This is a genomic window from Shewanella canadensis (assembly GCF_003966225.1).
Classification (GTDB): Bacteria; Pseudomonadota; Gammaproteobacteria; order Enterobacterales; family Shewanellaceae; genus Shewanella; species Shewanella canadensis.
Genome location: NZ_RXNU01000008.1, coordinates 36,714 through 49,597 on the forward strand (window position 1 = coordinate 36,714; position 12,884 = coordinate 49,597).

The window sequence follows — 12,884 nt, forward strand, 5'->3', positions numbered from 1 at the left end:
ATTGACCCTACTTATAACCTTCGAAGATAAAACCGAGTTTGTCAAAGATTTCCAATCATTAACGCGAGGGATTTTCCGAGATGTGTATCACAAAATTTAAAGGCAGCCGACATAATTTGAATATAGCCTGCTACAAGGCCAAATTTTGGGAGTCCTGTGCACTTACATATTCAATCTGAGCTTCAACCAGGAGAGAGATTGAGATAACTTTGCTGATAGACCTAGCCTCAGCAGCAAGAGAAAACAGATCACCAGTATATAAATGCTGGGTTCTATCACTTCAGATTTGACTGACCAGTAGAAATGAATCGGCGCTAACAGTGCTAAGAGGTATACCAGATTATGCAGTTGCTGCCAGCGCTTACCCATTTTTCGTTTCAGTGATTTCAGCGAGGTGATAGAAAGTGCAATCAAGATGAGATAACAGATCATCCCCACCACAATATAAGGACGCTTTACCACCTCTTGCAGAAACAGTGACCACTCGAATAAGAGGTCCAGGCTGACAAATGCCATGATATGCAGTGAAGCATAGGCAAAAATATACAAACCTAACATTCTGCGGGTTTGAATGAGTATCCCCTGTTTAAACTTACGTGCGAGAGGCGACACCATTAGCAAGACAACCAAGGTATTTAACGCACCGATCCCGGTATAGTGGATGATGAACTGAACAGGATCGCCACCCGCCCCATTCGTCAGAACAAGAAAAATCAGATATCCAATCGGAAAAATAGCGACAAGGTGAATCACTGTCTTTAACCAAAAAAGATGTTTTGTCGTCAACCGCATTCACAACTCCAAACACTAATACCAAAAAACTAATATCAAAGAAGCACCAAAGAAGTACCAAAGAAATAAAACCGCTGATGACTCGAGTAAAAACATGCCTTACCTACCAGTCATCATGACCCGAGCTACGAATTAGAAATAGCGCTTAAGGTCCATGCCTTTATATATGTCTGCCACCTGTTCACCATAGCCATTGAAAGCTTGCGTATTAATTCTCTTTGCTGAAAACAGCCCTCCTTCACCGATCCGCCGCTCCGTTGCCTGAGACCAGCGAGGATGATCCACTTCCGGGTTCACGTTGGCATAGAAGCCATATTCATTTGAGGCTAACTGATTCCAGCTCGTCGGAGGCTGCCTGTCTGTGACTCGAATTCTCACAATGGATTTAATACTCTTAAAACCATACTTCCATGGAACGACCAGACGGATGGGCGCTCCATTTTGTGGCGGTAACGTTTTCCCGTATAGGCCAACAGAGAGGAATGACAGGTCATTCATCGCCTCGGCCATGGTGAGGCCTTCGACGTAGGGATAATGGATCCCTCCCCCCATCAATCGGCTTTTTTGACCCGGCATCTGCTCAGGTTCAAACAGGGTCTCAAAAGCGACATGGGTGGCTTTATTCTTCACTCCCGCCTTCTTAAGTAGAGCCGCCAGCGGAAAACCAACCCAAGGGATCACCATAGACCAGGCTTCTACACACCTAAGCAGATGAGTCCGCTCTTCCAATGCAAATAGTTTCAACAGGTCGTCGTAATCCAAAGTAAGAGGATTATCGACTAACCCATCTACAACTAACTTCCACGGCTCAACATTGAAGCCTTGGGCATTTTCTGAAGGATCAGATTTAGCTGTGCCAAACTCGTAGAAATTATTATGCGTAATCACTTTGCTCTCGGGTGTTAATACACCGTTTAGCACAGAATCATATTGAGTATTCTTGGTATGGGGTAAGTCTGAACGTAGGAACTGAGACTTATCTTTTTTATCACCAAACAGATCAAAAATACCCGCATTTGCATTCGAAGACAGTAATGCACTGGCACCGACAAACCCCATCTGTTTCAAGATGCGCCTACGATCGTTAAACACCTGCTCAGGTGTGACATCACAATCTTTATACTTGTCCCACGATGGTCTCTTATGAAAATGCATTCAGCGCCCCTTCTATTCTTCTTCCAAAATAAGACCGTGATGAAACGTGATCTATTTCACACCAAGTTACATTAACTATGTGAGTAACGACAATCTACTTTCCTCTCCTCTATGTCAGCTACAGGCCATAGATAACATCCACATAAATTTGCCTGGCTCAACGCCTTTGCAGAATAGCTTATACGATATGGCGCATCACCTTGCACCTTTGTTTCTTAACACACGTCCCCCCTTCGTAGGCGTGTGTCGGCACAATAATCGATTAAGAGTTATTCATTTACCTCTAAGGCACTTGAAGATAGCGACTCTGCATGAGAATCTATGACTTTCCTTTGACCCCTATAATTATGGCCCCTCTCTTTATGCCTATCGATATCGCACTTTCTCTACCCGAAATTTTAGTCTTGGCAGCCGTCTCTTTTCTGGCAATTTTAATCGGGGCGCTTCTGAATCAGAAACTCACTCGCCATAGATGGCAGAGTGTAAGAGAAGATCTGGTGGTTCAACATCAGCAAGCAATGGAGAAAATACAGGAGGCATTAAGCAATAGTGACACTTTGCTCGGTGATAAAGATCAGCAACTCGATCAATTTCAATTCAAATTAGAACAAAACCTGGCCGCTTTTGGAAAAGCACAGGCCGAGGCGGGGAGACTCCCTAAATTAGAGGCTCAATTTAACGAGTGCCAGCGAAAGCTGATGGAAACTCAATTGGCACTATCAAAATCCAATGCGATGCAACAGACACTGACCGTTAAATTTACGGCAGAGCAGGAAGCGATGCAGGATAAAGTTACCGTCTTACAAGATGCCGAACTCCGACTTAAAACCCAATTTGAAAACTTGGCCAACAAAATTTTCGAAGAGCGAAGCGAAAAACTTCAGCATCAAAATACTCATCAACTCGACAGTATTCTCGCGCCTTTTAAACAGCAGTTAGAAGGGTTTAGAAAACAAGTTCATGAGTCATACACTAACGAGCAATCTCAACGCAGTGCATTCAACCATCAACTGGAATCGCTAAAAACACTCAATCTGCAGATGAGCCAGGACGCAGTAAACCTGACCAACGCTCTTAAAGGTGATAATAAACAACAGGGTAATTGGGGAGAGGTGATTTTAGACCGCGTCTTGCAGGAGAGTGGATTGCGAGAGGGACATGAATATGACACTCAAAGCGATCTAAAAAATGATGATGGCAAACGCTTTAAACCGGATGTTATCGTGCATCTACCCGAAAACAAAGATGTGGTTATAGATGCAAAGATGTCACTGGTGGCTTATGAACGTTACTTCAATAGTGATAATGACAATATTCGGGCTCAGGCACTTAAAGATCATGTCCTTTCGGTGAGAGGACATATTAAAGGTCTGAGTCAGAAGGATTACCAAAAGCTCCATGGATTAACCAGTCTGGATTACGTGTTAATGTTCATTCCACTCGAGCCCGCGTTCCTGCTGGCTCTCGAGCATGACCCAAGTTTGGTCAACTATGCCTTGGAACAAAATATTATGTTAGTGAGCCCGACAAACTTGCTCGTGGCATTAAGGACCATTAATAATATCTGGCGTTATGAATATCAGAATCAAAATGCGCAACAGATCGCCAAACAGGCTGGGAAAATATACGATAAACTGTGTGGATATATGGACGATATGGACAAGTTAGGCCGAGCACTGGAGGGAGCGGAAAAAACCTATGCCAGCGCCATGAATAAACTATCCAGCGGAAAAGGAAACTTGGTCAAACAGGCACACCAGATGCAGCAGTTAGGGGTAGATACGAGTAAGAAACTCGATCCCCGCCTGCTCGATAAGGCCCTCGTCGATTACCACCTAGATGAAAAAAAGTTAAATTGATCTGAATCTGCCGTTGAGCCAATGTGATGATATTGAAGGATGTAAAAGCAGTCCTATTACGAAGGAATACTCAAAATGCATAAGTTGTTGATTGGCATTTTAACAAACCGATTGCTAGCGATTATCACGATTTTAATGGCAGTAGCGGCCATTGCCGTCACGTGGCCGGCTCACTCAAGCAACTATACTTCTGATCAGCAGAGATATTTGGACGCGCGTAAGGCGTTAGATAATAAGAAAAGCAAGACCTATACACGATTGCGGTCTCAGTTAGACGACTACCCCTTAGCCGTCTATCTCGACTTTCATGCCAATATCGATAGCATTTTGACCCACAAGGGTGAGAAAGCACTTAAGGAGTTAGCTCAATTTGAAGCGACCCCTCTATACAACACGGCCCGCTTTCGTTACCTGAAACGAGCGGGCTCACGAAAGCGGTGGCAAGATTTTTTAGTCATTAGTCCAAGCAGACCAAACAACATCGCCCTTCAGTGCTACTTCTATCGTGCGCAACTCTCTCAAGGCAATGAAGAAACGGCATTTAAGGGAGCCCAAACACTCTGGTTATATGGAAAATCTCGCCCAGATGAGTGCGATCCCCTGTTTAAGGCATGGGAGAAGGCCGGCTATCGCTCACAAGAGTTAATCTGGTCCCGCATGTTACTCAGCTTCAATGCCAACCAATACTCTCTACTGAAGTACCTATCGAAGAAGGTCACTACACATAAGAGAGAGGCGAAGAAGCTGCTTACGGTTTACAGAGATCCCAGAAGCTTAAGACATACCAAAAAATATCAAGATTCAGCCAAGATTAATGCCGACATCGTCAATGCCGGGTTGAGAAAACTAGCCAGAAAAGACCTTAACCAAGCCGTAAAGCTATATGTTACCTACCAAAAAGCGGATAGGTTCAGTGACTATCAGGGCCGAAAACTCAGCCGTTACTTAATTAAGCGAGCGATTGTAAAGCAAGAGGCAAAACTCAAAGGCTTTGTCGATTCAATGCTTCCCCTGCTGGACAGTGATGATCTAATCGAAGCCAGGTTGAGATGGGCGTTACGTGAAAATGATTTTGTGGCGGTCAATACTTTTTTACCCCTGCTCAGTGAACAAAAAAGCGCTAATCCCAGATGGTTATATTGGCAATCGAGAATCGACACATCAGACAAAACTACTGATGCAACAAAGTTAACTCAGCTGAGTCAACTTCGTAATTTTTATGGTTTTACCGCTGCCAACGAGCTCAAGGCAAGCTTCAGCTTAGAACACAAAGATACGGTGAGTGACGGCACATTAAGAGAGAGGCTCCACGATGACCGGGGATTAAGCCGGGTCATTGAACTGCTTGCTATCGATAAAATCATCGATGCCAGATCTGAATGGATACAGATGTTAAACCGTCACGGCAAAGCGATGCAAAAAGAGTATGCGACGCTGGCACTGGAAAACCAGTGGCATGACCTTGGCGTGCAGGCCAGCATTCAAGGCAAACTCTGGAACGACATGACACTGAGGTTCCCCTACGCCGCCGATGCAGCCTTTATCAGAGCGAGCAAGAAGCAAAACGTCGACATCGATGAACTCAGAGCCATTGCCCGAAGAGAGAGTGCATTTTACCCCTATGCAACCTCAGGCGTCGGCGCACGAGGTCTGATGCAGCTGATGCCAGCGACAGCAAAAGAGACAGCCAGAAAAGAGGGGATCAAGTACAAAGGCCAGCGTAGCCTGTATCAGGCAGAGACTAACATTCGTCTGGGCAGCGCCTATTACGCCCGCTTACTCAAACAGTTTAACAATAATCGTGTGCTGGCGACTGCCGCGTACAACGCTGGGCCTCACAGAGTTAAACGTTGGCTAAAACAGACTGAGGGAAAGCTGGATGTCATGGCTTTTATCGAATCGATACCTTTCACCGAAACCCGGGAGTATGTGCAAGCGGTACTCAGTTATCGCGTGATCTATCAAATAAAACAAGGCGGGTCGCCGGAGCTGTTTTCGGCGCAGGAGTTAAATTTCAAATACTAATTCTAAATACTCAAAGCGAGTACAGGGGAAGACCTTATTCAGAAGGCTCTGTCAGAAAGGGCTGAAACAAGGCATCGATGAACTGGAATTTACAGGTTTCTTTTAAGCTTTTGTCGAAAAATCCCCCTGTTAACCCTCCGTTATGTAAAGATTTTAGACTCACGGGCCATAATGTGAATAATTACCATTTACATTAAGTTAACGTCGGTTCCTGCTGAAACGCCTATGATTGCACTTGACACGCTTTACTTAAGCGCAGAATACCAACCCTTGATACAGACATCTGACCTACAGGTCTATGGTTATGAGGCTCTGTCACGGTTTCGCAATCGACAGGGAGTGTCGACGCCACCAAACGTCATTTTCGAGCAACTTCACAGTCAAACCACTCTACTTGCAAACATAGAGATGAAAGCGAAACAATTCCAACTCGAGCACTCCAATCCTTCATTACCGCTGTTCATTAATTTAGATCCCCATGCAATAGAGAACAGCGGCGACAGCATGCTGGCGTTATTATCAACACGTGCCGATCTCACCGTTGAGATCATCGAAAACACCTGCATCAACGATGCGAATCTATCGACCCGGCTCGTTTCTCAGCTCAAAGCTAAACAGATATCGGTGGCACTCGATGACATCGGCGCGCCCCACTCCATGCTATCTTTAGAGTTATTGAGCCAAGTTAACATTTTAAAATTCGACATCGAATGGCTCAATCAATCCAGCAGTGTTGAACTGCAACATTTAATGAAAGCATTGATTCAATTTGCAAAAGACAGCAATAAAAAGACAGTCTTAGAGGGCGTTGAAACAAGAGAACAACTCAAGCTTGCCCAAGAGCTTGGCGTCGATCTGGTGCAAGGTTTTCTATTTAAACCTCAATTTCAATATGCCGACTGCTCTGTTAAGTTGATTTAATATAAATTAGATATGCCTAAGGGAGTTCAACCCGATGTGTCCCGACTGGCTCAAAAATGAACCTTGAGAAGCTAATGGCGTAAACTGGATCAATGTGCCGTTTTATCGCATAGTGATATTTAACACGCAAACAGCAAAGGGACTTCGATGACACAGCCACCTATCACAGAGCTTATAACCCAGCTAGGCCGTGTACTTTTAGGCAAACCTGAACAGATAAAATTGGCACTCACCTGTATCTTGGCCAGGGGTCACCTTCTCATCGAAGATCTGCCCGGTATGGGGAAAACCAGCCTATCTCATGGCATTGCACAGAGTTTGGGCCTCAGCTATCAGCGCGTTCAATTCACCAGCGACATGCTTCCGGCCGACATCTTAGGTGTGTCGATATTTGACAAGGAACAATCACAGTTTGTGTTCCACCCGGGACCAATCTTCAAGCAGATGATACTGGCCGATGAGATAAACCGAGCCAGCCCCAAGACCCAAAGTGCCCTGCTCGAAGCCATGGCAGAACATCAGATCACCATCGATGGGATCACGCATCCTCTTCCCAGTCCTTTCTTTGTTATTGCGACCCAGAACCCCAGTGAGCAAGCCGGCACATTTCCTCTTCCGGAGTCTCAGCTGGATCGTTTTATGATGCGCCTATCTATAGGTTACCCGAGCGCAGCAGCCGAATTGGCCATGCTTAAGGGCCATGACCAATCCCCTCAGATGAATACACTCCCTCAGTGCATCACTCAACTGGAGCTGAGTCAATTACAACAGGAGGTGGAAAAAGTCAGTGCATCAGATGCCTTACTGGGGTATATCCTGGCTTTGATTGAAGCGTCCCGTACTCAAAATGAGGGGTATGGCCTCTCACCCCGAGCCAGTAAAGCACTCCTGCAGGCCTCGAAAGCATGGGCTTTTATCCACAAACGTAGCTATCTGGTGCCCGAAGATGTACAGGCCGTATTCTCTGCGGTCGCCGAACATCGAATTCGCAGCAGCAGCCAACAACAGGGAGAAGCGCTATCCCAGAAAATCCTCAGCAACATCAACCCGATACTTTGACGTAACCTTAGAGTCATGAAGAAAAACGGCACTAAGGAAAGCAGGTTTAATCTCTGGTGGGCTCAATGGCTCAACAGACGGCTGCCTCCGGCAGCAAGGGTGACGTTAGCCCATAAAAGTATCTTCATACTCCCGACGGGCTTTGGTTTGTTCTGGATATTTCTGGTGTTAATTTTATTTGTATTTGGCACAAATTATCAAAATAACTTAGTCATAGGGTTAAGCATTCTGCTACTGAGTCTGTTTAATACCTGCATCATCTACAGCTATCGCAATCTTGCCGGGCTCACCTTAAACGCGTCCGTGCCTCCCCAGGCCTATGCCGGAGAAACACTCGTTTTCCCGGTAAAACTCTCCTCCTCTCAACCCCAGTTTGAAGTGCAGCTTAATTATCCTGATAACCGGATTAAAGTGATAAAAACCATCGGTGAAGAGCCAATAGTGACACTGGTGCCGTTCGATAACCTTGTCCGGGGCAGAGTCTCACCGGGTCGTTTAAAAATTGAATCCCGGTATCCACTCGGCCTATTCCGAGCCTGGTCACATGTCAATCTTGATAACCCGCACATTGTTTTTGCCACGCCCTTAGCGTCACATTCACAGCTTAAATCGATCGATGCCGATAACCAGAATATCACTGGCGACAGGGGCATGCATATTCCCGGAGTCGATGAATTTAAAGGGCTAAGGCAACATATCCCGGGAGAATCCTTGAGGCAGGTCGCATGGAAACAACTCGCTCAGGGGCGAGGCATGCTAAGTAAAGAGTTTCAGCAGCCCCAGGGAGAGCCCCACTGGTTAATCATTGAAGATCTGAACTCTCCCAGCCTTGAAAAGCAGTTAAGCGAACTGACCTGGGCAATCGACAAAATGAGCGGGCGAGGACAAGTCTTCGGCCTGGTTATTGGTCGGAAAAAAATTCTCCCCGCAGAAGGTGATACACACCGCGTACACTGTCTACAGCAGCTCGCCCTGCTTCCACAGTGCGTATAGGGAGCCTCATGACACATTCAAGTCAGGAAGAGATCATCTCCCGCCATAGCCTGTTATGGCTGCTTATCGTTAATATCGCGGTTCTCGCGCCCCTGTACGATAAGCTCACCCCGTGGAGCATGGCAATATGTGGGATCTGTCTTGTCTGGCGCTTCGGGATCTTCATCGGAAAGGTCGCAAAGCCCCCCAGGTATCTCGTCACGTCTCTGGCAATTGCATCGACTATTACACTGGCACTCGTCACCTCACAGATAGGTTTATTAAACGGACTCATCAACCTGCTTATCTTAGGCTACGCGCTTAAGTACATTGAGATGAGAAACCGTCGTGATGTCAGAACCGTGGTACTGGTCGGCTATTTTCTTATCGCCATCACCTTCATCGACCAACAATCCATTTTCTATGCCGTAAATCTCGCCTTTGTCACCGGGATAAACACCTGCGTGTTAGTGAGTCTCTATAGAGAAGATGTGAAATTAAAAGAGACGGCTCGAATTGGCTTTAAACTTCTTTTACAGAGCCTGCCTCTGGCAGCCCTACTCTTCCTGGTACTCCCCAGACTTCCTCCCCTTTGGATGGTGCCGCAACAGAAATCCGCTCAAACCGGCTTATCAGATGAGGTGAGCTTCGGTGATATTACAGAACTAACACGATCGGCCGCCTTGGCTTTCAGGGCCGAATTTTCAATGTCACCACCGAGCAATCAGCAACTCTACTGGCGAGCGTTGGTGATGGAAGACTACGATGGTAGCCGATGGACGCAAAACTCGAGTATTAAAGATATCGAAGAGAATACGCCATTTACAACCCCAAGACGGCAACAGCCCAAAGGCTCCCCAATACAATACTCAGTGATCGCCGAACCGAGTAATCAACATTGGTTATTTGGATTAGATGCAGCATTCAGTAGTGATATAGGCATCATCAACCTGCCCGATTACCGTCTATATTCAGCAAGAGCTGTCGATCAAAAATTTCAATACCATGTCGACTCCTATCCTGAATATGCCATGGATAAGACACTCGACATTGCAGTCAGACAGCTTAATTTACAGCTACCAGATGACATTAATTCCCGTACCTTCGAGTTAGCACAATCCTTTAAGAAAGGCTTCCCCGATCCGGCAAACAGACTCAACGCCATGATGAGATACTTCACCGAGCAACCCTACTTTTATACACTCACGCCTCCCCGGGTTGGGCCTCAACAGATTGATGATTTCCTGTTCGAGAATAAAGCCGGTTTCTGTGTTCATTACGCCAGTGCATTCACTTTTATGGCCAGGGCCTCGGGCCTTCCGGCGCGTTTGGTAACCGGTTACCAAGGCGGCGAATTTAACCAAAGTGCCGGTTATCTGAGTATCTATCAATACATGGCACATGCCTGGACAGAAGTATGGGTTGAGAATAGAGGCTGGGTTAGGTATGACCCCACCGCCATGATCGCACCAGAGCGAGTACTCGAAGGATTTGACTCCTATTTTCAAGCACAAGACAGCTACCTGTTAGATAGTCCATTTAGCCCTTTAAGGCTAAGGGAGTTTCCGCTTCTCAACGAATTGAGGCTCACGCTGGCAAGTATCGATTACTATTGGAGCGTGTGGGTTCTGGGTTTTGACAAAAGCAAACAGGAGCAGATCCTTCAAAAGTTATTAGGGGAAGTTACACAGCAAAAGATAGCCATTTTTATGCTGGTGAGTATCACCTTTATCGGCCTTGTTATTGCTTATAGCGCGGGTCTTCTCCATTTTTACAGAGATAAAGACCGGGTCGCTTCAACCTATCTTGGTATGTGTCACATACTCGGGAAGAAGGGTGTAACAAGAGACAAAAAGCAGGGACCAACAGATTTTTGCGCTATCGTGGAGCAGGCCTTTCCGGGTATCGCAACCGATTTTAGACGCTTCACTCAATATTATGTGGCGCTTAAGTATCAACCCCTCTCTTCACACAGAAGAAAGAAGACAGTCAAACTATTTTTAAAGCAATCCAGAAAGTTGAAATTAAAAATTTTAAAAGGTAAGACAAACTAATATCGACGATAAAACGTGATGAAACGGTCAAACAAATACCCCCTAATGAGTATTCATTGATACAGTGTTTTTTTCCCCAAACGAGGTCACACCACAACAAGCTGACAACACAAAGGCAACATACCCGATGAGAAAACAATGAATGTAGATGATTGAAATGAAGTGACAAACTTATTTATCACATGCCCACTTTAAATTTTTGCGTCAATGAAACACCGTCATACATTACTAAACATGCGCGCGAACAACTTATTTGAACATGGCTAAACATTACCCCTTAAGGGTAGTAAAACCCAACAAAACAACAACAAGCAAGGCTTCCAACCATACAACTACGCTGCATAATTAGATATTGATCACAGAATCAACGTGACACACCTCCAACATCAACTATATAGACCACATTCGTCATGCATTCGCAATAATCTTGATATAAATCAACAAACACTTGTATGATTAGCGCAAACTATCCTCAGTTACAAAAAAAATAAAAATTTAACATTTGCACAAACATGAACATTTCTTCGTAATAACTTGATGGAGTTTATTAAATGTCTAACGAAGGGAAAATGAATCTGCTCAACTTTGCAGATCCAAAAATTAAAACACTTCACGTTACATGGTTTGCTTTTTTCTTAACATTTGTCGTCTGGTTCAGTCATGCCCCTCTGTTAGTTTTCATCAAAGAGGCTTTCGACCTAACAAGCGCACAAGTTAAGGCATTGCTCATACTAAACGTTGCTTTGACAATCCCGGCACGAATTATTGTCGGTATCTTAGTCGACAAATTTGGTCCCAGAATTATCTACTCTGGACTATTAATCTCCTCATCGTTCATCTGTATGGGTTTTGCAATGGCCCAAAGCTTCGAACAGCTTGCATTGTTCAGGTTCCTACTCGGATTTGTGGGTGCCGGTTTTGTTATCGGTATTCGTCTCGTTGGTGAGTGGTTCCCGGCCAAACAGGTCGGCATCGCCGAGGGGATCTATGGCGGTTGGGGTAACTTCGGTTCGGCGGCGGCAGCAATGTCACTCCCGACAATCGCCTATGCTTTTGGCGGCGACGACGGCTGGAGATACGCGTTAGGTCTAACGGGTATCATTGCCGGTCTATATGGTTTCTTCTTTTACACCATGGCCCGTAATACACCAAAAGGCTCGACTTACTTTAAACCTAAAAAATCTGGCGGTTTAGAGGTCACCAGCAGGAAAGATTTTTACTTCTATCTGCTGATGAACATTCCTATGTATATCGCTTTGGCCGTACTCGCATGGAAGCTCTCTCCAACGGGAGTAAACCTGTTTACGACACAAGCCATGTATTTAATGTGGTTTGGCTTAGTTGTCCTGTTTTTTATTCAAGTCAACTCTATCTGGCGTGTAAACAAAGATAATCTGACTAAAGGTGTCGCTGACATCGAGAAATATGACTTCAAACAAGTCGCTATCTTAGATGTGGCCTATTTTGTCACCTTTGGTTCTGAGCTTGCTGTTGTCTCTATGCTGCCACTATTCTTCTTAGAAACGTTCGAAGGGTTAGATCCGGTAAAAGCGGGTCTGCTTGCTTCAGGTTTTGCCTTTATGAACCTGGTCGCGCGCCCTACCGGCGGTTGGTTCAGTGATAAATTTGGTCGCCGCAAGAGCCTGATGATCTTCATCGGTGGTTTAGCCGTAGGTTACTTAGTACTGAGTCAAGTCGACGGTGGATGGTTTATACCACTGGCTGTTATTGCAACCATGTGCTGCTCATTCTTCGTTCAAGCGGGTGAAGGGGCTGTATTTGCAATCGTACCTCTGGTTAAACGCCGCATGACAGGGCAGATAGCCGGAATGGCCGGAGCCTATGGTAACGTTGGTGCCGTCACCTACTTAACCGTGCTCTCCTTTGTGGATTACAGTACCTTCTTTATGGTAATTGCGGCTTCCGCGGCGGTGATTTTCTTTGCCGTCATGTTCCTCAATGAGCCAAAAGGCCATATGGCTGAAGTAAACGAAGATGGTACCGTTGAACTGATCGACGTTAACTAATTCCAATATTGATTGTTATT

General features: G+C 45.5%; 9 protein-coding genes. 7 read left to right on the forward strand and 2 right to left on the reverse strand.

Annotated features, from left to right (window positions below; translation table 11 throughout):
- Positions 1-162: 162 nt before the first annotated feature.
- Both msrQ and msrP read right to left on the reverse strand, forming a co-directional pair.
- A complete protein-coding gene (msrQ, locus tag EKG38_RS15435; RefSeq protein ID WP_126521129.1) occupies positions 163-792 on the reverse strand; it encodes a protein-methionine-sulfoxide reductase heme-binding subunit MsrQ in 630 nt (209 codons plus the stop codon).
- A gap of 132 nt (positions 793-924) precedes the next feature.
- Positions 925-1,947, reverse strand: coding sequence for a protein-methionine-sulfoxide reductase catalytic subunit MsrP (gene msrP, locus EKG38_RS15440; RefSeq protein WP_126521130.1), 1,023 nt, complete (start codon positions 1,945-1,947; stop codon positions 925-927).
- A 362-nt stretch (positions 1,948-2,309) separates the two neighbouring features.
- Between msrP and rmuC the strand changes: the two genes are divergently transcribed.
- The 7 genes from rmuC to EKG38_RS15475 all read left to right on the forward strand — a co-directional run bounded on the left by rmuC (position 2,310) and on the right by EKG38_RS15475 (position 12,864).
- Positions 2,310-3,806: a DNA recombination protein RmuC gene (gene rmuC, locus EKG38_RS15445; RefSeq protein ID WP_126521250.1), complete on the forward strand. Its 1,497-nt coding sequence runs from the start codon at positions 2,310-2,312 to the stop codon at positions 3,804-3,806.
- A gap of 75 nt (positions 3,807-3,881) precedes the next feature.
- On the forward strand, positions 3,882-5,831 hold the full coding sequence (locus EKG38_RS15450; RefSeq protein WP_126521131.1) for a transglycosylase SLT domain-containing protein: 1,950 nt from the start codon (positions 3,882-3,884) through the stop codon (positions 5,829-5,831).
- 225 nt (positions 5,832-6,056) lie between these two features.
- Positions 6,057-6,752, forward strand: a complete 696-nt coding sequence (locus EKG38_RS15455; protein WP_126521132.1) for an EAL domain-containing protein — start codon at positions 6,057-6,059, stop codon at positions 6,750-6,752.
- A 147-nt stretch (positions 6,753-6,899) separates the two neighbouring features.
- Positions 6,900-7,811, forward strand: coding sequence for an AAA family ATPase (locus tag EKG38_RS15460; protein WP_126521133.1), 912 nt, complete (start codon positions 6,900-6,902; stop codon positions 7,809-7,811).
- A gap of 15 nt (positions 7,812-7,826) precedes the next feature.
- Positions 7,827-8,804 carry a DUF58 domain-containing protein gene (locus tag EKG38_RS15465; protein ID WP_126521134.1) on the forward strand — a complete coding sequence of 326 codons (978 nt, stop codon included), beginning with the start codon at positions 7,827-7,829 and terminating at the stop codon, positions 8,802-8,804.
- Between the two features lie 8 nt (positions 8,805-8,812).
- Positions 8,813-10,837 carry a transglutaminase TgpA family protein gene (locus tag EKG38_RS15470; protein WP_126521135.1) on the forward strand — a complete coding sequence of 675 codons (2,025 nt, stop codon included), beginning with the start codon at positions 8,813-8,815 and terminating at the stop codon, positions 10,835-10,837.
- A 551-nt stretch (positions 10,838-11,388) separates the two neighbouring features.
- Entirely contained in the window at positions 11,389-12,864 is a 1,476-nt protein-coding gene (locus EKG38_RS15475; protein ID WP_126521136.1) for a NarK family nitrate/nitrite MFS transporter, read from the forward strand.
- Positions 12,865-12,884: the final 20 nt, after the last annotated feature.